This is a genomic window from Arthrobacter sp. FW306-04-A, assembly GCF_044358315.1.
Taxonomy (GTDB): domain Bacteria; phylum Actinomycetota; class Actinomycetes; order Actinomycetales; family Micrococcaceae; genus Arthrobacter.
Genome location: NZ_CP084559.1, coordinates 1,684,369 through 1,705,860, shown reverse-complemented (window position 1 = coordinate 1,705,860; position 21,492 = coordinate 1,684,369). Strand labels below are relative to the sequence as shown.

Genomic DNA, 21,492 nt, shown 5'->3' with positions numbered 1-21,492 from the left:
CGCACAGTGCGCGGCTAATCAGGCGTCGATGCGTTCCCGGTCCAGGTCTGCGGCGCCCGCAATGATGAAGTCCTTGCGTGGGGCGACGTCGGAACCCATCAACAGGTCAAAGGTGTCCTCCGCCATCTTCGCGTTCTCAATCCCCACCTTGCGGAGGGTGCGGTGGCGCGGGTCCATGGTGGTCTCGGCGAGCTGCTCGGCGTCCATCTCGCCCAGGCCCTTGTAGCGCTGGATCGGTTCCTTGTAGCGCTTGCCTTCCTTGGCCAGCCTTGCCAGCAGGACGTGCAGTTCGGCCTCCGAGTACGTATAGATCATCTCGTTGGCCTTCTGGCCTGCGTTGACGACCTCCACCCGGTGCAGCGGCGGTACTGCCGCGTACACCCGGCCCTCGTCGATCATCGGGCGCATGTACCGGAAGAACAAGGTGAGCAGCAGCGTGCGGATGTGGGCGCCGTCGACGTCTGCATCGGTCATCAGGATCACTTTGCCGTACCGGGCGGCGTCGATGTCGAAGCTCCGGCCCGACCCTGCACCCACTACCTGGATGAGGGCGGCGCACTCTGCGTTGGAGAGCATGTCCCCCACCGAGGCTTTCTGCACGTTCAGGATCTTGCCACGGATCGGCAACAGCGCTTGGAAGTCCGAGGACCGCGCCAGCTTGGCGGTGCCAAGGGCGGAGTCACCTTCCACGATGAACAACTCGGAGCGTCCGACGTCGTCCGTGCGGCAATCTGCCAGCTTGGTGGGCATCGACGACGTTTCCAGCGCATTCTTCCGGCGCTGCGTTTCCTTATGGACGCGGGCCGAGATGCGGGACTTCATCTCGCTGACGATTTTCTCGAGCAGCAAGGTGGACTGGGCTTTGTCATTGCGGTTCGCCGAGTTCAGGCGAGCCGTGATCTCGTCCTCCACCACCTTGGAAACGATCGCCCTGACCGCCGATGTGCCCAGAATTTCCTTGGTCTGGCCCTCGAACTGCGGCTCTGCCAGGCGGACAGTCAGCACCGCTGTCAGGCCGGCCAGCACGTCGTCCTTCTCGATCTTGTCGTTGCCCGCTTTGAGTTTTCGTGCGTTCGTTTCAACGGCCTTGCGGAAGGTCTTCAGGAGTGCCTGTTCGAAGCCGGACTGGTGTGTTCCGCCTTTGGGTGTGGCAATGATGTTGACGAAGCTCCGCATAGTGGTTTCGTAGCCGATCCCCCAGCGCAGCGCGACGTCAACTTCACAATCGCGCTCCACTTCGGCGATCTTGCTGTGCCCATTCTCGTCAAGGACCGGTACGGTTTCCTTGAACTTGCCGGCACCGTGGAGCCGCCAAATATCAGTGACGCCCGAGTCCGCGGCGAGGAAGTCGACAAACTCCGAAATGCCGCCGTCGTGGTGGAAGACCTCTTCGTGCGGGCCGTCCTCACCGGGCGTCCCGGTGAGGCGGCGCTCATCGCGCACGGTGAGCTTGAGGCCCGGAACCAGGAAGGAGGTTTGGCGGGCGCGGGCAGCGAGGTCCTCGTGCGAGAACTTCGCGTCCGGGGTGAAGATCTGACGGTCCGCCCAGTAACGGATGCGGGTGCCGGTGACACCACGTTTGGCTTTGCCGACGACGTCGAGCACCGAGTCTTCGACGAACGGCTCAAAGACCGACGTCGGGCTGGGCTTGGAGCCAGTGTCCTTGAACCGTCCGGGTTCCCCCCGGCGGAAGGACATCTGGTAGGTCTTGCCGCCGCGGTCCACCTGCACGTCAAGACGGGCAGAGAGCGCATTCACAACGGACGCGCCAACGCCATGCAAGCCACCGGAAGCCGTGTAGGAGCCGCCACCGAACTTTCCGCCGGCGTGCAGTTTAGTGAAGACGACCTCGACGCCGGTCAGCCCGGTCTTGGGCTCCAAGTCCACGGGGATGCCGCGGCCGTCGTCGTGGATTTCCACCGAATTGTCAGCGTGCAGGATGATCTGGATGTCGTGGCCGAAGCCCGCCAGCGCTTCGTCGACTGAGTTGTCGATGATCTCCCACAGGCAATGCATGAGGCCACGGGAGTCGGTGGAGCCGATGTACATGCCCGGACGCTTGCGGACCGCTTCGAGGCCTTCCAGGACTGAAAGGTGCCGGGCGTTGTATTCAGAACTCGGTGCCACGGGCGGGGCGCTCCTTCGGGGTGTAACAGACGCAAAATAAGGCTTCTCCTAGGCTAGTCGCCCCGGAGCCAAGACGAGTGCTGCCACTCCCAATCGTGCCGGACGCCACTTCCCAGTGTTACGCACATGTGATACGCGGACAGCGAACGTGACCCATCCTTGCCATGGTTTCGCTTCGAATGCTGGTTATATGGATACACGGAACTACTAAGGAGGCCGAACATGACAACAGCAGTTGCAGACCGCACACTCAATGCACTCGACCGGTGCGACCGTTGCGGGGCCCAGGCATATGTCCGCGTTGTACTCGAGTCCTCCGGCGGTGAGCTGCTCTTCTGCGGCCACCACGCACGTGCAGTAGAGGCCACGCTGCGGCCGATGACCTCGGGCTGGCATGACGAAACGGGTCGCCTTCAGGAGAAGGAACCCGTACTGGCCGACTAGCCATCCATGGCCGGCCACAGGCCGCCCGGTTGACAAAATTTCACAGAGACAGCGAGGCCCCTCCGGATGGAGGGGCCTTGCTGCATTAACCTTGCTGCTTAACCCAGTGGCGGCATAGACGAAGCGCCGCTAACAGGGAAACTGTCTCGTGCCCTATGCGAAGCCGGCGTCCGGGCGCGATCTTTCTTGCCTGGCTCGCGCTACGTCGGCGGATGCCTTTGCTTGCCCGCGTGCCTCAAGGCCAGCAATCACCCCGTCAATGTCCGTGTCAGGTCGGTTTTGGCTGAGTTTGGTTTTCGCTTCGATCCTCGTGATCAATAATTCGACGCCAACGATAGCTCGCAACTGGCCTTCGACGTAACGCTCCGGCGCATCGTCCACGGACCACGGTCGCTCAAAGGGGGCTTCGTTGAGCTCGGTCAGCCGCCGGACCTGGTTGCCGAGCCACGCCACGTCGTCATGGACGGCGAGCGTTCCGTAGACGTGGGCCGTGGAGTAGTTCCACGTCGGGACGACCCGTCCGTGTTCGGCCTTCGAGGCATACCACGAAGGCGAGACATAGGCATCCGAACCCTGGATGATGACAAGTGATTCTCCGATCGCCGGCTCGGACCATTGCGTGTTGGTTCGGGCGAGGTGTCCGTGCAACGCGCCGTGTTCGCCGATCGAAGGATCGTAGACGAAGGGCACGAAACTGGCGAGCAGGCCTCGCGGGGTCATGGTGACTAAGTTTGCAGCGCCCGGCCGCATGAGGAGGTCATGGATGGCGTCGGTGCCGGCTTGGAAGTGCGCTGGAATGTACATGGGGTTCTTCTTCTTTGGGATGGAGGGATCTTGATGGTCCGTTGGCCGTTAGCGATTCTGGTTTGCAGGCTGCGGATTGAGCCGGACGCGGACGGCGACGCCGGCGCAAAGGATGACGGCGATTCCACCGACGATTGTGGTCCAGCCCAGGGTTTCGCCAAGCAGCAGTCCTGCCCAGCAGATGCTCAGCACGGGCTGGACGAGTTGTATCTGGCTGACCTTGGCCATGGGTCCAATGGCGAGGCCCCGGTACCAGGCGAAGAAACCGAGGAACATGCTAACAATTCCGAGGTATGCAAAAGCAGCCCATTGAACCGGTGAAGCTGACGGTAGCTGCTGGGCCGTGGAGAGCGCCATCAGGCCGGCCATCAACGGCAATGCCAGCACGAGCGCCCAGGATACGGTCTGCCATGCGCCGAGTTCGCGTGCCAGCAGGCCCCCTTCGGCGTAACCGATAGCCGCGGCAATGACGGCACCGAGGAGCAGCAAGTCCGCCCCGTCCAGCTGCCCGAGCCCGCCGGACTGTACCGGGTGACCGGCCTGCGATAGGGCGAATCCAATGGCCGCAATGGCTCCTACGGCCGTGACCAGCCAGAAAGCGATCGGCGGATGCTCACGTCCGCGCAGCACTGCCGCGGTTGCCGTCGCGGCCGGCAACAGAGCGATGACGACGGCACCGTGACTGGCCGGCGTCGTCATGAGGGCGAATGAGGTGAGTAACGGGAAGCCGACAACAATCCCGCAAGCGACCACCGCGAGCCGCGCCCATTGCTTGCCTCGAGGAAGTCGCTGCTTGGTGAGCGAGAGGGCACACGTCGCGAGAATGCCTGCGACGACGGCACGACCCGAGCCGATGAACAGGGGCATCAGGCCACCAACCGCCACTCGGGTGAAGGGAACAGTGAACGAGAACGCCGCTACTCCCAAAAGGCCCCACCGGATGCCCGCGGCCGGACCGGGCGGTATCACTGGGCGAATAAGCGTAGTAGCGCTACTATGGTCTCTCATGAACAACGATAGCAGTTCCCGGATCGCGACGCGACTGCGCGAATGGATCGCAAGGGCGGCGCCGGGATCCCAGCTGCCGTCCACGCGGTCGCTGGTTGCCGAGTACCAGGCCAGCCCCGTGACAGTGCAGAAGGCCCTGCAAGCGCTCACTTCCCAGGGATTGATTGAGAGCAGGCCAGGCGTCGGGACCTTTGTGAGGGCCGTCCGGACTGCCCGCCCGTCGGATTACGGCTGGCAGACTGCGGCGCTGCGTGCACCGCAGGCACCTCCCCGCTCGGCCTCCACAACGATGCGCAGCAACTCGAACGACGTCATTGCTTTCCACTCCGGCTACCCGGACCGGGAACTCCTGCCGGTGCGCCTTGTGCGTGCGGCGCTCGCCCGGGCTGCCCGGGGAGACGCGGCATTGTCTCGACCACCCGCGGCGGGGCTTCCCGAGTTGCAGTCCTGGTTCGCGCACGAACTAGGCTCCGCGACCCCGGCAGGGCTCACCCCGCCAACACCGAGCGACGTCATCGTGCTACCAGGAAGCCAAGGCGGTCTCAGCTCGATATTCAGTGCGCTGGTGGGCCACGGGCAGCCGCTGCTCATGGAATCCCCGAGCTACTGGGGAGCCATTCTGGCCGCGACGCAGGCGGGAGTGCGCATTGTTCCAGTGCCCAGCGGGCCCGATGGGCCCGATCCGGAAGAATTGGCCAGGGCCTTTGAGGAGACCGGCGCACGCCTGTTCTACGCACAACCGAACTACGCGAACCCCACCGGAGCGCAATGGCCCGCCCGACGGGGCGAGCAGGTCCTGGACGTGGTCCGCGCGAACGGTGCGTTCCTGGTGGAGGATGACTGGGCCCACGATTTCGGCATCACGTCGGCTCCCATGCCCATCGCCGCACGTGACGACTCCGGGCATGTCGTCTATCTGCGCTCCCTCACGAAAAGCGTTTCCCCGGCCATCCGGGTTGCTGCCGTCATCGCACGCGGCCCGGCCCGCGAACGCATCCTTGCCGACCGGGCCGCAGAGTCGATGTACGTCAGCGGGTTGCTCCAGGCTGCAGCACTCGATGTCGTCACACAGCCGGCTTGGCAGACGCATCTACGCAGCCTTCGCCATCAGCTTCAATCCCGCCGCGACCTTCTGGTCACGAGCCTGCGGGAACACGCCCCGCAGGCCCACATGAGCCAGATCCCCAAGGGCGGTCTGAACCTCTGGGCACGCTTGCCCGACGGGACCGATCTCGAAAAGCTGACCCTGGATTGCGAGAGTGCCGGGGTGATGATCGCCGTCGGCAACGAGTGGTTCCCGGCTGAACCGGCAGGTCCGTTCATCCGACTCAACTACGCCGGCCCCAACCCGTCCGCATTCCCGGAAGGTACAAGGATCCTCGGCCAAGCACTCGAACGAAACAAGCGTTAGGAACAAGAAAATGGACCCCCGGAAGCTCATCCGGGGGTCCATTTTCGTGAAAGCCTTGCGCCGTTTAGGGCAGGGCGTCCGTTGCTTTAGTCGAGGTAGTCCCGCAGAACCTGCGACCGCGAGGGGTGGCGCAGCTTGGACATCGTCTTGGATTCAATCTGACGGATGCGTTCGCGGGTGACTCCATAGACCTTGCCGATTTCGTCTAAAGTCTTCGGCTGGCCGTCGGTGAGGCCGAAGCGCATGGCTACCACGCCTGCTTCACGCTCGGACAGGGTATCGAGGACCGAGTGCAACTGCTCCTGGAGCAGGGTGAAGCTCACGGCATCCGCCGGTACCACGGCTTCGGAGTCCTCGATGAGGTCGCCGAACTCGGAGTCACCGTCCTCGCCAAGCGGGGTGTGCAGCGAGATGGGCTCTCGACCGTACTTTTGGACTTCGACGACCTTCTCGGGCGTCATATCCAGTTCGAGGGCCAGTTCCTCAGGCGTGGGTTCGCGTCCGAGGTCCTGCAGCATTTGGCGCTGAACGCGTGCCAGCTTGTTGATGACTTCCACCATGTGCACCGGGATGCGGATGGTGCGGGCCTGGTCCGCCATGGCCCGGGTGATGGCCTGGCGGATCCACCAGGTGGCGTAGGTGGAGAACTTGAAGCCCTTGGTGTAGTCGAACTTCTCCACTGCACGGATCAGGCCCAGGTTTCCTTCCTGGATGAGGTCCAGGAACAGCATCCCGCGGCCGGTGTAGCGCTTGGCAAGGGAGACAACAAGGCGAAGGTTGGCTTCGAGGAGGTGGTTCTTGGCGCGCTTGCCGTCGTGGATGATGAACTCGAGCTCACGCTTGAGCTTCGGGTCCATGGAACCGTCATCAGCGTTGACCTTCTCCTCGGCGAAGAGGCCGGCTTCAATGCGGAGCGCAAGGTCGACTTCCTGCTCCGCGTTCAGGAGTGCGACCTTACCGATCTGCTTCAGGTAATCCTTAACGGGGTCGGCGGTTGCGCCGGCCGACATAACCTGCTGGACAGGAGCGTCGTCGTCATCGGCATCCGAGTAGACAAAACCGGAACCTGTTGAGGCAGGCTTCTTGCCCTCTTCGCCTTCTTCGACTTCCTCGGTGAGCTCTGCTTCATCGGGAACGGCGGCGTCAAAATCCTCGGCTTCTTCGGAGTCCTCGTCGGCGCCGGCGGACTTGTTGGCTGCTTCGGCAGCGGCCTTGGCGCCGGGCTTGGGCCCGCGCTTCTTGGGTGCCGGCTTCTCTGCACCTGCAGTTGAAGCATTGGCAGCACGCGTTGCCGCACGCTTCGCAACTGTAGCCGCCTTCTTTTCTTCGGCGGACAGTTCGGCCTGGGCGGCGGGTTCCTTCTCGGCGGAAGACGGGGTCACAGAAAACCTTTCTAGCGGCGGTCTGTGGAATCACCATGGGGGCAACACCACTATGACCCTGTCAAGTCCGCGATGAACATCAAGTGCCATCGCCGACCGCAGAGTCTTTAGATAGAACTCCCGACGACGCCTAAATGTTCCCTAGATTCAGGGACATTTGCGGCACTTGAAACACGGACCCAACCGGGTCTCGGCAACCATTGTCTCACGGTTTTGGATTCCGGGGGTCGATATGGGCTTCCTTGCGGACAATTACGGCTCGGCGGATTTCCCGCGGTGACACGCCCCGGAGTCTTCAGGCCGGATGCCTGTCTTCAGGTCGGATGCCTGTCTTCACGTCGGGTCCCTGTCTCTGCGTCGCATCACTACGCCACGGCGTCACGTCACGCCGCCGCCCCACCGAACTTCCGCCACGCGGAGGTCTTGCTTTTCGCCCAGCCGCACACTGTGCCGCGCCGCACCACCTCCGCAAGTAGTTCCGCGAGTCGGTAGCCCTGTTGTTCGGCGTCCGCTCGTGAAAACAACTCGTCGGCGAACGAACCGCTCCCCTGGCACCATTGAATCCACCCGCGGATCGTGAGCGCGGCAGCGCGTCCCTCGCCACCGCCGCGCCGCGAGAGCCTCGCCAGAACCCGGTCCAAGGCGGCCAGCCGGTCCCAGTCCGGGTTATCCGGGTAGAGTCCCAGCAACACGTCCCCGTATCCCAAGGCGTTGATATCAGAAGCCGCGGTCCCCGGAGGCTCCCCTCCTGATACCCCGTGACCCTTCCCTGCTGCCTGCGATTTCCCTGCTGCCGGAGACGTCCCATTTGCTGGCGAGAGGGGACGAAGTCCGGGCGGAATGAACAAGGCTTCTTCATCATCGCCCTCGGGAGAAAAGAAGCGGAAGGCCTCCGCACCGCCCCGGGCGACACCTTTCCCGGCAGCCGCCAGGACCACTACGGCGTCGCGCCACGCGGGGACCCGCAGGCTCGCCCGAAGGAACGCCGCAGCCTCAAGGTCGATTTCTTCGGGAAGACCGGAGTCGAGGACCCGTATCCACACATCCAGCATTTCTTCGAACGTCTTTTTGCTTGGCCACCTACGAAGCATCTCCTCAAGGGCGGCGGCTTCCGCACCCAAGAACTCCGGATCAATGGCCGGTTCGTCCTCCGGCCCCAGCAACCGGGGTGACTCCCTGACGCTGCTCCCCCTGAAAACCATTTCGGCGTTGAGCCGGCTATCGAGGATCTGGTCCAGGGGACGCCCAGGGATAGGGCAGCACGCGACGTCGGTGCAGAACGCGCTCCGCCAGTAGTCAGAACCAATAAACCAGGCGTCCCGGAGCGCCAGGCCGCGGCAGGCCAGAACGAGTTCCAGTGCCTCCAGCAGAGGCACGTTGCCCCGCACAACGCCTCCATCTTCCCAGCCGTCGTCGCTGAAAATTGCCAAGAGCGCTCCGTCGGCGTCATGGTCCGCTTCCAAATATTCGGCGATCCTCCGTGAGTACGCCGCGAGCACCCTTTCGGATCTCTCAGGCGGAAGGTCCACGCGCAGGGTGGCGCCCAGCGTCTGGCCGCGCAAAGTGATGGCCACGAGACTCTCCTTTGGCCAGTGCCCCAAGGCGTGGGGGATGAAGCCCAGAATGTCCTCGGGCCGGGAGATGGTTACACGGTTGTCTGCTGTCATGAATCCAGCATCGGCATCAGTAGGCGGCGACGGCAGGCCTCATTTGCCCTATGTGGACAAAGGTCCCGGTGACTGCCTGTGGAGGAACACCTCCGCAGTCCGCACTAGGTGGCCTCCCGACGAAAGTCGGGCCACCGCGAAAGGAAGTCACCGAGAAAGGAAGCAACGGCGGAAGCAGGCTACCTCGCTGAGCTTCGCTGCTTCGCGAGCCGTTCGCGTCGCAATTCCACGCGGCGTCGGCGCTGATTTGCCAATGACACGAGGAGCGGCGGAACGTGCACGCCCTGGGCCGCCATCTGGCGGCGCACCTTGCGGCGGGTCATGACGATCAAGACGGTACCCACAAGAAGGAATAGGAATTGCACGCTCAATGCGATGCGGAAGGACGCCAGGCCGTACAGCTCCCCGCCTGAGAAACCGCTGGTGTGGAGAATGTCGAGGATGAGCCCCACCAAGTAAATCGTCAGGAGCGCCGCAACGAATCCGCCCACGTTGACGATTCCCGTGGCAGTACCGATCCTGTGGGAAGGATTGAATGTCCGGGCAAAATCAAAGCCGATCATGGACCCGGGGCCACCGATAGCCAGGGCGACCACCAACAAGGCAAGCAACCATAAGGGCGCCCGGTTTGGCAGCAGCAGAACCGCAGCCCAGGCAAGTGCGGTGGCCGCCGTAATCAGGAGGACCATGGCCGAGCGCCGCATCGGGTGCCTGGCCACGAAGGTTCCAAACAGAGGCCCTACGAGAATGCTGGTGACCACAAAAAGTCCCATCAGGGCGGACACCGTCGCCGCGTCCAGGCCCTGCGCCGACACCAGAAACGGGTAGCCCCAGGACATCGCGAAGACATTACCGCTGAACTGGACAGTGAAGTGGCACCAGAGCCCCAAGCGGGTCCCGGGCTGCCGCCACGCACGGGCCAGGGTCACGCCCGTGGCGCGCAGCCCTTGGGCGTTCTCCCGGGGTGGATGACCGGGCGGCACGTCCCTGAGCAAGGCAAGGACAAGGACAACGGCCAGTGCGGACAGGGAACTCAGAGCCAAGAAGGCCGTATTCCAGCCCGCGGAATGAAGGACCAGCGCGAACGGCACCACACTGATGAGCTGGCCGAGCTGACCCGACATACCGGTCAGCTGGGTGACGAGGGGAACCCGGGCCGGCGCGAACCAGATCGGCACGAGGCGGATCACGGAGACGAAGGTCATGGCGTCGCCTGCGCCGACGAGCACCCGGCCGAGCACGCCGCCCGGAACAGTCTCGGCGTAAGCCAGTTGGAGTTGGCCGAGCCCCATGAGCACGGCCCCGCTGGCAATCATGGCGCGGGAACCGAAGCGGTCAACAAGCAGCCCGACGGGTATCTGGAGGCCGGCGTAGACGAGCAATTGCAGCACGGTGAAGAAGGAAATAGCGGCCGCGCTGGCATGGAATCGCTCAGTCGCTTCGAGTCCGGACACACCAAAGGATGTGCGCTGGGCCACTGCTACCAGATAGGCGAGCACCCCGATCGTCCATATGAGCCAGGCGCGGGGTGCGTTCACCCTTCCATTATGCCCGGGGCTGCATTAAAGCTGCTTTATGGGCGCGCATCTTTACGTGCGAGGTACGCCTCAACCGCGGCGCCCAAGTCCTCGGCGTTGGGCAACTCGTCGTTCTCGTCAGCGAGCAGGGATCGACGGACGGTCCCCTCGGCTTTGTCGTCATAGCGGGATTCCAGTTTTGAAACCACCTGCTGGACGTCCTCGGATGCCTCCACCTGTTCTGCGATCTGCCGGCCTACTTCCCTGCCGGCCTCACGGAGGCGGTCCGTGGGCAGCATCAGGGACGTCGCCGCACCCAGGTATTCAAGACCTGCGACCGCTGCTGGCGGGTACTCCGCATCGGCGAGGTAATGCGGAACGTGGATAACGTAACCAGCCACCTTGCGCCCGGCTTCGCTCAGCCGCAGTTCAAGAATATGGCCAATGGCCGAAGGAACGTCGACAGTAGGCTTCCACGTTGAGATCCCTTCGATGAGTTCCGGGCGGTTGCCGTGCACCGTGACGCCCACCGGCCTGGTGTGCGGAACCGGCATGGGGATCGAGTGGATCCACGTAACAAGGTTGACCTCGAGTTTTTCCACGATCCCGACGACGGCGCGCGAGAACCGCTCCCACTGGAGGTCCGGCTCAAAACCGGCAAGCAGCAGGAAGGGCTCGCCCAGACCGTCCTTCAGCATGTAAAGAGCCAACTGAGGGGCCTTGTAATCCTCCAGATGGTCCTCGACGAAGCTGATGTGGGGACGGCGCGTGCGGTAGTCAATGAGCTGGTCGGCATCGAAGACGGCCACGGTTTCGACCTCAAGGGTGTCCAGCAGTTCCCGGTTAATCTGGTGGACCACGTGGCCGGCATCCGCAAATCCCGTGAAGCCCATCAGCATGTTGAGCCCCCTGATTTCCGGGCTGTGGAAGAGCTCGGTGTTGCTCGCGTAGAGCGACTCAGGGTCAAGGAGTGAGCCGGAAATCCGTTCAAACACGGCGTGTTCCTTTCGCAGTTGCAAGTTCTAGGAGGAGCAGGCGGCTGCACACCGCGGCAAGTGCCTTCGGCGGCGGCCACGCTCCATGTATTGGTACAACGCCCTGGACCGGCTACGCATTCCTGTCAGCTTGTGTGCTGCAACTCTCACTTAATTGCTATGCGGCGCAACAGACAGACTACGATCGAGACGTGCCGCCGTATGCGGACCGAAGCAACCACAGACGTTGTCACAAGCGGACAACGGACGGGTACCAGGGCCGGGCGCCTAACATGCAGCCCGGCCAATCCATGCAGAGAGAAATGAGGACGGATCCTCGTGGTGAAGACTACAGACATCACCCTTGGCACCATCGCCAAGGACCTGAAAAAGTCGCCCAGCGACGCACTCGTGATAGGCGTCGGGCAGGGTCCTGACGGACCGGTTCTGCTCGGAAACCCGCTGAGCGCCAAGGCTACGGAATCCCTCGCAGCCTCGCTGGGACTCCTAGGCATCACGGGAGCAGCCGATCAGGTTCACCGTCTGCCAGGTCTTCCGGAGACCGGCTCGGGCGTCCTCGTCCTGGCGGGTGTCGGCAAAGTGGCCGACGACGCTCCCCTCGCCGAGGAAGCCCTGCGCCGCGCTGCGGGATCCGCCGTCCGCCAACTGGCCGGCCTGTCCTCCGTGACGCTCGCCCTCCCGACGGCGTCCCTCGCCGATGTCGCAGCTGTAGCCGAAGGCGCCGCGCTCGGTTCCTATTCCTACACCGAGCACCGCTCCAGCAGGGACGGCCTCAAGGATCCGGTCGGCAAGGTCCTGATCCACACTGCCCTTGACGGCAAGGAAGTCCAGCCCTCGCTTGACCGGGCGTTGCTCGTGGGACGCGCGGTCAACGCCACCCGTACGCTGGTCAACCAGCCGCCAAGCCACCTTTACCCGGAGTCCTTTGCCGAAGCTGCCAAAGAACTGTCCAAGGGACTCCCGGTCAAGGTGACCGTGTGGGACGAGAAGCGCCTTGAGAAAGACGGCTTCGGCGGGATCCTGGGCGTCGGAAAGGGTTCAACCCGCCAACCGCGCCTGGTCAAGGTGGAGTACGCGCCGGCCAAGGCGACCAAGAAGATCGCGCTCGTGGGCAAGGGCATCACGTTCGACACTGGCGGCATTTCGATCAAACCGGCCCTCGGCATGGGCGACATGAAGAGCGATATGGCGGGCGCCGCCGTCGTACTTAATACTGTTTTGGCTGTCGCGGGACTCGGGTTGCCGGTCAAGGTGACCGCGTGGCTCTGCATCGCCGAGAACATGCCGTCCGGCGCGGCACAACGCCCGGCGGATGTCCTCACGGTCTACGGGGGCAAGACGGTTGAGGTCCTGAACACCGATGCCGAGGGACGCCTGGTCATGGCCGACGGCCTGGTCGCGGCGAGCCTCGAACAGCCGGATGCCATCATCGACGTCGCAACGCTCACCGGCGCACAGTTGATCGCCCTCGGCGACCGTACTGCAGGCGTCATGGGCTCGGATGCTGTCACCGGCGCAATCAGGTCGGCTGCCGACCGCGCAGGCGAGCTCGTCTGGCCGATGCCGCTGCCGGAAGAACTGCGGGCAAGCCTCGATTCGCAAGTGGCGGACATCGCCAACATCGGCGAACGCCACGGCGGAATGATGACGGCAGCCGTTTTCCTGCGCGAGTTCGTCGGCAAGGACGCCGAGGGCAAGCAAATCCCCTGGGCACACGTCGACATCGCCGGCCCGTCCTTCAACAACGGAAGCCCTTACGGCTACACGCCCAAGCAAGGCACCGGTTGCACTGTCCGGACGCTGCTCGCCTACGTCGAAGACATGCTGGCAACGGCCTGAACCGGCCTCCAAGTGGGGCCGGTTCATGACCGGCCCCACGGCCCGACGTGAGTCTGGCCACAAGCGCCCCACAAAAGCCTCGGCAGGGTGGAGCATGGATAAGTGGTTCGCTAAGGTGAACCACGGTAGTCACAAATGCAAGAGAACTTCGGTGCTGGCATAATCGCGGCAGTACAAGTTCCAAGACCAGATGACGCGTAGTCGCGTGTCATCGCTCACGCGAGGGAGCGTCCTAGTGGCCGATCAGGCAACTGCGCAAGAATTCGACATCCTGGTACTCGGCGGCGGCAGCGGCGGCTACGCCACGGCTCTGCGTGCCGTTCAGCTTGGTTTCACCGTTGGTCTCGTCGAGAAGGCAAAGCTCGGCGGAACCTGCCTGCACAACGGGTGTATCCCCACCAAGGCACTGCTGCACTCGGCCGAACTGGCCGATCACGCACGCGATTCGGCCAAGTACGGCGTCAACGTCACGTTGGACAGCATCGACATCACTGCCGTGAACGCTTACAAGGACGGAATCGTCGCCGGTAAGTACAAGGGCCTTCAGGGACTCATCAAGTCCAAGGGCATCACGGTCATCGAAGGCGAAGGCAAGCTCCAGGGCACCGACACCGTGGTAGTCAACGGCACTGCGTACAAGGGTAAGAACATTGTTCTCGCCACCGGCTCGTACTCCCGTTCGCTGCCTGGCCTCGAAATCGGCGGCCGGGTCATCACTTCAGACGAAGCGCTGACCATGGACTACATCCCGAAGAGTGTCATCGTCCTCGGCGGCGGCGTCATCGGCGTCGAGTTCGCTTCCGTGTGGAAGTCCTTCGGCGTCGACGTCACCATCGTTGAAGGCCTCCCTTCCCTCGTTCCCAACGAAGACACCGCCATCGTCAAGAATCTTGAGCGCGCCTTCAAGAAGCGCGGCATCAAGTTCAGCACCGGCGTCTTCTTCCAGGGCGTCGAGCAGGATGACAACGGCGTGAAGGTCACCCTGGTTGACGGCCAGACCTTTGAAGCCGATCTCCTTCTGGTTGCCGTAGGCCGTGGCCCGGTCACTGCCAACCTTGGTTACGAAGAAGCAGGCATCACCCTCGACCGCGGCTTCGTCATCACCAACGAACGCCTGCACACCGGCGTCGGCAACGTCTACGCCGTCGGCGACATCGTCCCCGGCGTCCAGCTGGCTCACCGCGGGTACCAGCAGGGCATCTTCGTCGCCGAAGAGATCGCCGGCCTGAAACCGGTGGTCGTCGAAGACGTGAACGTCCCGAAGGTCACCTTCTGCGAACCTGAAATCGCCACCGTTGGCTACACCGAAAAGGGGGCCAAGGAGAAGTTCGGCGAGGACCAGGTCCAGACCCAGGAATACAACCTGGCCGGCAACGGCAAGAGCTCCATCCTGGGCACCGGCGGCATCGTGAAGGTCGTCCGCCAGAAGGACGGCCCCGTCGTCGGCATCCACATGATCGGCTCCCGTATGGGTGAACAGATCGGCGAAGCACAGCTGATCGTCAACTGGGAAGCACACCCGGAGGACGTGGCTCAGTTCATCCACGCACACCCGACGCAGAACGAGACCCTGGGCGAAGTCCACCTCGCCCTGGCGGGCAAGCCGCTCCACGGCTAAGTCTCACGCAAGACACCCGGTCCTGCGCCCGCACGAACTGCGGGCGCAGGACCCCAGCAGGCACCACTCATCCGCACTAAAGATCAATAAGGAGAACGGGGACGACATGTCTGAATCCGTTAACTTGCCCGCCCTTGGTGAAAGCGTCACCGAAGGCACCGTCACTCGCTGGCTCAAGCAGGTTGGTGACCGAGTGGAAGTCGACGAGCCCCTGCTCGAAGTTTCCACCGACAAAGTAGACACTGAAATCCCGTCTCCTATTGCCGGCATCATCGAAGAGATCCTCGTAGCGGAAGACGAGACCGCCGAAGTCGGCGCTCCCCTGGTCCGGATCGGTAGCGGCAGCAACGGCGCTGCAGCTCCCGCGGCCGCACCCGTGGCAGAGGCACCGGCGGCTCCCGCCCCGGCAGAAGCACCAGCTCCTGAAGCAGCACCGGCCCCGGCAGCAAAGGCGGCTGAGGCACCCGCAGCAGCTTCTGCCCCGGCATCGGGCCACGATGTGACCCTCCCGGCCCTGGGCGAAAGCGTCACCGAAGGCACCGTCACCCGCTGGCTCAAGGCCGTCGGCGACACCGTCGAGGTCGACGAGCCGCTCCTCGAGGTGTCCACCGACAAGGTCGACACCGAAATCCCCTCCCCTGTTGCCGGTACCCTGCTGGAAATCCGCGTCAACGAAGACGACACTGCTGAAGTCGGATCAGTCCTTGCCGTCATCGGCTCCGGGGCCCCCGGTGCCGCTGCACCGGCACCGGCACCCGAAGCTGCTCCCGCACCAGCCGTAGCCGCTCCGGCCGCAGCCCCCGCTTCGGCAGCCCCCGCGCCCGTTGTTGAGGCAGTACCGGCAGCGGCACCCGCCGCAGCTCCGGCTCCGGTTGCCGAATCCGCAGCGGCCTCGGCCCCGGCACAGGCCGCGGCTTCGGCTTCGGCTTCGACAGAATCCGGCTACGTCACCCCCCTCGTCCGCAAGCTTGCCAACCAGAACGGTGTCGACATCACCACCGTCGCGGGCACCGGCGTCGGTGGCCGGATCCGGAAGCAGGACGTGCTCGCCGCGGCCGAAGCAAAGAAGGCAGCTGCTGCTGCTCCCGCGCCGGCGTCCGCAGCTACTGCGGCCCCCAGCAAGCCTGCCGCCGCTCCCGTGGTTGCCTCCTCGCTGCGCGGGACCGTGGAAAAAGCTCCGCGCATCCGCCAGGTCATCGCCCGCCGCATGCGCGAGTCGCTCGAAACCTCCACGCAGCTGACCCAGGTGCATGAGGTCGACATGACCAAGATCGCCAAGCTCCGGCTCAAGGCCAAGGGTTCCTTCGAAGCCCAGAACGGCGTCAAGCTCACCTTCCTGCCGTTCATCGCCAAGGCGGTCGCCGAAGCACTGAAGCAGCACCCCAAGCTGAACGCTGCCTATGACGAAGACAAGCAGGAAATCACCTACCACAATGCGGAACACCTCGCGATTGCGGTAGACACCGACAAGGGCCTCCTGGTTCCGGTCATTTCCGACGCCGGCAACCTGAACCTTGCGGGCCTGGCCAGCAAGATCGCCGACGTCGCCGGCCGCACCCGCCAGGGAAAGATCGGTCCGGACGAGCTGTCCGGCGGTACTTTCAGCATCACCAACATCGGTTCTGTCGGCGCCCTGTTCGACACGCCGATCATCAACCAGCCGCAGGTGGGAATCCTGGGCACCGGCGCCATCGTCAAGCGCCCGGTGGTGGTTGCTGACGAGAACGGCGACGACTCGATCGCCGTCCGCTCCATGATGTACCTGTCCCTGACCTACGATCACCGTCTGGTCGACGGCGCCGACGCCGGCCGCTTCCTGCAGACCCTCAAGGCCCGCCTTGAGGAAGGTGCCTTCGAAGCTGACCTGGGTCTCTGATTCCGGTCATGACGTAGCAACCGCACCGCCTAACGGTGCGGATCACGACGACGGGACAGGCTCCGGTGGGAAACCGCCGGAGCCTGTCCCGTTTTGTGCTCGCACTTTGCTCCGCGGCTTTGCTACGGCACGTAGAAGATTCTGGCTAAGCTGGAGCCATGAGTATTCTCTTCAACGTCCTGCTGTTCTTGCACATCGTCGGCGCAGCCATGATTGTGGGCTTCTGGATCGCCACCATGAAGCAGCCGACCGTCCACCCGCGTCAGCGGGATGGCGCATTCGTGCAGCTGATCACCGGCATTGCCATGATGGGAATCCTGCCCATGCTGCCCAACGCCCACCCTGACTACTTCAAACTCGGTATCAAGTTCGCCATCGGCCTCGCCGTGGCAGTGCTCGCCGTCATTGGCTCGCGCAAGGTCAAGAAGGGCGAACCGGTGTCCACCGGCCTGGCACACGGCGTCGGCGGATTGGCATTGGTTAACATCGCCATCGCCACGATCTGGCAGTAATTCCCTGATCGATAAGCGGCCGCTTGGACCCACCGTCCGGGCGGCCGTCTCCGTCTGGTCTTCGAAAGCCTTCGTGGTCACAATCCTCTGAGAGCGGACAAGCGCTGCACCGTCGTCGTCGAATCCTTAGGATTGAACCCGGCGGTATCCGGCATCCGGATGCCAATTCACAACGACGCTGAGGAGTGGACATGGCTACAACACGCACCGCACACACCGTATGGAACGGCAACCTGATCGAAGGCGCCGGCAACACCACGCTGGACAGCTCCGGACTCGGAAACTTCGACGTCACCTGGAAGGCCCGCGCGGAGTCCGCAGAGGGCAAGACCAGCCCGGAAGAGTTGATTGCAGCAGCACACTCGGCATGCTTCTCGATGGCCTTCAGTAGCGGCGTGGCAGGCGCAGGCTTCACCCCCGAAGAGGTCAACACCAAGGCCGACGTCACGTTCCAGCCAGGTGTTGGCATCACCGGCGTCCACCTGACCGTGAGCGCACGCATCCCGGGTGTCTCCGAAGAAGAATTCCAGCGCCTGGCCGAAGACGCCAAGGTGAACTGCCCCGTCTCACAGGCACTCCGGGCAACCCCGATCACGCTGGAAGCCTCTTTGGCTTCCTAGCGCTAAGCGCGAAAGGCCCCGCCCTCCCCCATTTCAGGGGTTGGCGGGGTCTTTCGCGTTGGCCGATCCGGGCCTTCGCCCGGCGGGTTGGCTCAGCCCCGTTGCGGCCTCGCGGGCAGCGCAGCCGGACGGACCTTACGGTAGCCTTCGCGGAGGGGAGGCCGGTCAGTGGGCAATTCCTGGACCATTTCCTTGAGCGCGCCGATCCCGTACTCCAACTGGGGATCCATGCCCGCTGCGTAAGCGTGGGGCGGGAACACCACTTCGATGTCGGGCTCAACCCCGAAGTTCTCCACGCTCCAGCCGATGCCGCCGGAGAACCACGTGGCATAACGCGGCTGGGTCACACCGGTGCCGTCGGCCAGGGAGAAGCGGTTGTCAATGCCCACAACTCCTCCCCAAGTCCGCGTGCCGATGACCGGGCCGATGCCGCGGAGCTTGGACACCTGCGTGATGATGTCGCCGTCGGAGCCGGCGAATTCGTCGGCGAGGACAATGACCGGTCCCCGCGGAGCGTGATGGGGGTAGGTTCGTGGCTTCTCGCCGCGGGGCATGCTCCAGCCCGTGACCTTGCGGCCGATCAGCTCAGCCACCAGTTGGGACGTGTGGCCGCCGCGGTTGCGCCGGACATCGACAATCAACCCATCCAGCGCGGTTTCGGTATCGAGATCCCTGTGAAGCTGTGCCCAGCCGTTGGCCATCATGTCCGGCACGTGCAAGTAGCCGAACTTTCCGTCCGAGGCCTCGCGCACAGTACGCCGGTTGGCGTGCACCCATTCCTGGTACCGCAGGCGTTCCTCGTCCTTCACCGGAACCACGGCAATACGCCTCTGCCGACCAGCCGCGTCACCGTGTCCATCGCCATTGAGGAGAGTGAGTTCCACGGTGCGGCCAGCAGCGCCCACCAGTTGTTTGGCCGGAGCACGGTCCGCTGAAAGCCCGACGCCGTCAATCGCCAGGACGACATCGCCCACCTTCGCGTCGGCTCCGGGCCGCGTCAACGGCGAGTTGGACAGGGGGTCCGAGGAGTCTCCCGCGAGGATACGCGTGATCTTCCAGCCAGCCTCCGTGAACTTAAGATCGGCACCGAGCCGGCCCTGTCCGTTGCTGCCGGGTTCACCCGCGGCCGCCGGACGCACATAGGCGTGGGAGGTACCGAGCTCGCCATGGAGTTCCCACAGGAGGTCTACCAGGTCGTCGTGCGATCCCAGGCGTTCGACGACGGGACGGTACAGGCGGTGCACCGATTCCCAGTCCTGGCCGGCCATGTCCTCGGTCCAGAAGAAGTCCCGCTGCAGCCGCCATGCTTCGTCGAACGCCTGCCCCCACACAGCCAGCGGATCCATGATGACCCGGATCCGGTTGAGCTCAACGTTGACGCGCTCACCTGAGTCATCATCAACCTTGGTGTCCGAGGGCACGGCAATAACCTGCTTGTCGTTGACGAAGACCAGTTTCTTGCCGTCGCCGGACACCCGGTAGCGCTCAACCGCCGAAGCCAAGGTGACCTGCTTTTGCTTCGAAAGCTCATATCGGACCAAAGCGGGAGCCGGTGCCTTGTCCTGCACCTTCCCCCGCCCTTCTCCGGTAACGCCTGAAAGCGGGGTGTCCAGCCACAACAGCGCGTCGCTGGAGGCAGAAAGATCCGAATAGTTGCCTTGCGGCACCGGGACGCCGATGACGCGCAGTGCCAGGCCGTCAAGGTCCACCCTGACCCGGACAGTCGCGCCGTCTTTCGCTCCTGGGGCAGCCTTGGCCTCCTCCTCGTCGAACAGGTCCACGACCGGCCCGAAGGGAGAGGGAGTGTCTGCCGCGAGTGCCACGAGGTACGGCTTGATGGGGCTGGGGAAGGACAAATCGAACGCATGGCCGTCGTAGACGGGATCAAAACTGCGATTCGACAGGAACGCCAGGAACTTGCCGTCGGGGGTGAATGCCGGTGATTCGTCACAGAAACGGCCATCGGTGACATCCACAATGTTTTCCGGGCTGGCTGCATTGACCATCCGCAGCTTGCTCCGCGAACCAAACGACGTCACAGGTTCGGCCCACGCGAGCCATTGTGAGTCCGGCGACCACGCGAGTCCGTCAATGCTGCCATCCCCCACGCTCACAACCAGCGACAAAGTGCCGTTGTCCGTGTCGGCCACGTAGACGTCACCGAATGCTGTGCCTACAGCAAGCCGTCGGCCATCAGGGCTAGCCTCAAGGGCGCTCGGGCGGGCTGCCTTGGGGAAGTCGATCCGCTGGAAATCGATCCGCAGCTCGTCCGCCTGGCTCTCCGGAGCGACGTCGAACACCGCTGCGCTGCCCTCTGAAGCCGGAGCGGCTTCCGTGTGCGGCTGCGCATGCCGAACCTCGGGCATCACCGGCTGTCCCGCGATGGCTGACGCAGAGACCGGGCGGGGCAATTGATCGGCACCAGCCTCGTCGGATGCGGGCGGCACGTCGGTCTCGGGCGCCACTGTGGCCGCGTCATGGACCGGAGGTGCGAGGGTTGGCCTCGGAACACGCGGGGCGATCCTCTTGATGTAAACGGAGTCGACGCCGTCGTGGTCCGCCACATAGGCGATACGACCGTCGATGAGGGGCCGCGGAAGCCTTGCCCGCACTCCCGGAGTCCCTTCGACCACCCGGGACGGCCCGTCCTTGTGGCGCAGCCAGTGGATGGTTCCGTGGGATTCCACCGCGCTGGCCGAACCTGCGGCATTCGGGAATACTTCGCCCAAATGGGCGGCAACCTTGAGGGGTGCCGGCCGGCGCGACTGCGATGCCGAGCCGAGCGTAATGTGGACCCGTACCGCCTCTGCATCGGCCTCGAGCGTCGGAAGGATCCACAACTCGCCGGCCGATTCGAAGATGACCCGCTTGCCGTCGCTCGCAGCGTGCCGGACATAGAAATCTTCATGATCGGTGTGCCGGCGCAGATCGGTTCCGTCGGGCTGCACGGAGTAGAGATTTCCGTAACCCTCGTGGTCCGAAAGGAAGGCAATCCGGCCACCTACCCACAGCGGGTCAGCGAGATTCCCGTCGAGTTCGGGGACCAGACGGGCGAACTCGCCGTTCCCGTCGGCGTCGATCCACAGCTTTCCAGCTGTACCGCCGCGATACCGTTTCCACCAAGCCGGCTCACGCGAGAGCACACTGGCGAGGACAACAGGACGCTCATCTCCCACTTCCGGACCGAACACCAGCGATTCCACCGGACCGAAGGGAAGTTCGACGGCGGGGCCACCGTCAAGCGGTAAGGCGTAGGCGTGGGTGTGCCGCCCCTCGGCCTGTTCGAAAGCGGAGGTGACCACAACGTCGCCCCCGGACGTGAATCCCTTGACCCGGGTAGTGCTGTGGCCAAAGTAGCTCAACTGCCGGTACCCGCCGCCGTCGACCTCTGCTGTCACCACCTCTGGAGCTGCGCCGACGATCGTCGTCCAGACAAGCCGCTTGCCGTCCGGGCTGAAGCGCGGATTGCGTGCGGGCAACTGCTGGGCTGAAATCCGCCACGCGCGGCCTCCGGCCACGGGCGCGATCCAAACGTCGTCTTCGGCTACGAAGGTGAGTAGATCACCGTGCAAATGCGGGAAACGGAAGTAGCTGGAGGAGGTCATTGTTCGATCATAGTCAAAGGAGAAGCAAGCTCCCTGAGGCCTGCCGGAGTGCCGAAGTGACGCTCGC

The 21,492-nt window shown here is 63.9% G+C and carries 15 protein-coding genes; 7 read left to right on the top strand and 8 right to left on the bottom strand.

The features are described 5' to 3' along the window. Positions 1 to 18 precede the first annotated feature (18 nt). Positions 19 to 2,127, bottom strand: coding sequence for a type IIA DNA topoisomerase subunit B (locus LFT43_RS07780; protein WP_395801987.1), 2,109 nt, complete (start codon positions 2,125 to 2,127; stop codon positions 19 to 21). A gap of 222 nt (positions 2,128 to 2,349) precedes the next feature. On the opposite strand from LFT43_RS07780, the gene LFT43_RS07775 reads away from it, so the two are divergent. Further along, on the top strand, positions 2,350 to 2,571 hold the full coding sequence (locus LFT43_RS07775) for a hypothetical protein (protein ID WP_395801985.1): 222 nt from the start codon (positions 2,350 to 2,352) through the stop codon (positions 2,569 to 2,571). A gap of 153 nt (positions 2,572 to 2,724) precedes the next feature. Here LFT43_RS07775 and LFT43_RS07770 read toward each other — a convergent pair whose 3' ends face one another. Continuing rightward, positions 2,725 to 3,375: an FMN-binding negative transcriptional regulator gene (locus LFT43_RS07770; RefSeq protein WP_395801983.1), complete on the bottom strand. Its 651-nt coding sequence runs from the start codon at positions 3,373 to 3,375 to the stop codon at positions 2,725 to 2,727. 48 nt (positions 3,376 to 3,423) lie between these two features. After that, a complete protein-coding gene (locus LFT43_RS07765) occupies positions 3,424 to 4,383 on the bottom strand; it encodes a DMT family transporter (protein ID WP_395801981.1) in 960 nt (319 codons plus the stop codon). Between LFT43_RS07765 and LFT43_RS07760 the strand changes: the two genes are divergently transcribed. Further along, positions 4,382 to 5,794 carry a PLP-dependent aminotransferase family protein gene (locus LFT43_RS07760; protein ID WP_395801979.1) on the top strand — a complete coding sequence of 471 codons (1,413 nt, stop codon included), beginning with the start codon at positions 4,382 to 4,384 and terminating at the stop codon, positions 5,792 to 5,794. The two genes, LFT43_RS07765 and LFT43_RS07760, sit on opposite strands and share 2 nt — an antisense overlap. Before the next feature lie 86 nt (positions 5,795 to 5,880). Here LFT43_RS07760 and LFT43_RS07755 read toward each other — a convergent pair whose 3' ends face one another. The 4 genes from LFT43_RS07755 to LFT43_RS07740 form a co-directional block, all read right to left on the bottom strand. Then, positions 5,881 to 7,176: an RNA polymerase sigma factor gene (locus LFT43_RS07755; RefSeq protein WP_395801977.1), complete on the bottom strand. Its 1,296-nt coding sequence runs from the start codon at positions 7,174 to 7,176 to the stop codon at positions 5,881 to 5,883. Positions 7,177 to 7,559: 383 nt separating this feature from the next. Further along, positions 7,560 to 8,843, bottom strand: coding sequence for a DUF4192 family protein (locus LFT43_RS07750; protein ID WP_395801975.1), 1,284 nt, complete (start codon positions 8,841 to 8,843; stop codon positions 7,560 to 7,562). 179 nt (positions 8,844 to 9,022) lie between these two features. Then, positions 9,023 to 10,381 carry a nitrate/nitrite transporter gene (locus LFT43_RS07745; protein ID WP_395801973.1) on the bottom strand — a complete coding sequence of 453 codons (1,359 nt, stop codon included), beginning with the start codon at positions 10,379 to 10,381 and terminating at the stop codon, positions 9,023 to 9,025. A 35-nt stretch (positions 10,382 to 10,416) separates the two neighbouring features. Then, positions 10,417 to 11,355: a proteasome assembly chaperone family protein gene (locus tag LFT43_RS07740; RefSeq protein ID WP_395801971.1), complete on the bottom strand. Its 939-nt coding sequence runs from the start codon at positions 11,353 to 11,355 to the stop codon at positions 10,417 to 10,419. A 318-nt stretch (positions 11,356 to 11,673) separates the two neighbouring features. On the opposite strand from LFT43_RS07740, the gene LFT43_RS07735 reads away from it, so the two are divergent. From LFT43_RS07735 to LFT43_RS07715, 5 genes are all read left to right on the top strand, one after another. Beyond that, complete coding sequence (locus tag LFT43_RS07735) at positions 11,674 to 13,194, top strand: leucyl aminopeptidase (RefSeq protein ID WP_395801968.1); 1,521 nt, start codon at positions 11,674 to 11,676, stop codon at positions 13,192 to 13,194. Between the two features lie 235 nt (positions 13,195 to 13,429). After that, positions 13,430 to 14,812, top strand: a complete 1,383-nt coding sequence (gene lpdA, locus LFT43_RS07730) for a dihydrolipoyl dehydrogenase (RefSeq protein WP_395801966.1) — start codon at positions 13,430 to 13,432, stop codon at positions 14,810 to 14,812. Between the two features lie 106 nt (positions 14,813 to 14,918). Further along, positions 14,919 to 16,688, top strand: a complete 1,770-nt coding sequence (gene sucB, locus LFT43_RS07725; RefSeq protein WP_395801964.1) for a 2-oxoglutarate dehydrogenase, E2 component, dihydrolipoamide succinyltransferase — start codon at positions 14,919 to 14,921, stop codon at positions 16,686 to 16,688. A gap of 158 nt (positions 16,689 to 16,846) precedes the next feature. After that, positions 16,847 to 17,200 (top strand): hypothetical protein, encoded by a 354-nt coding sequence (locus LFT43_RS07720; RefSeq protein ID WP_395801962.1) that lies wholly within the window; start codon positions 16,847 to 16,849, stop codon positions 17,198 to 17,200. 191 nt (positions 17,201 to 17,391) lie between these two features. After that, positions 17,392 to 17,820: an OsmC family protein gene (locus tag LFT43_RS07715; protein WP_395801960.1), complete on the top strand. Its 429-nt coding sequence runs from the start codon at positions 17,392 to 17,394 to the stop codon at positions 17,818 to 17,820. Between the two features lie 92 nt (positions 17,821 to 17,912). Here LFT43_RS07715 and LFT43_RS07710 read toward each other — a convergent pair whose 3' ends face one another. Then, complete coding sequence (locus LFT43_RS07710) at positions 17,913 to 21,425, bottom strand: S41 family peptidase (RefSeq protein ID WP_395801958.1); 3,513 nt, start codon at positions 21,423 to 21,425, stop codon at positions 17,913 to 17,915. Positions 21,426 to 21,492: the final 67 nt, after the last annotated feature.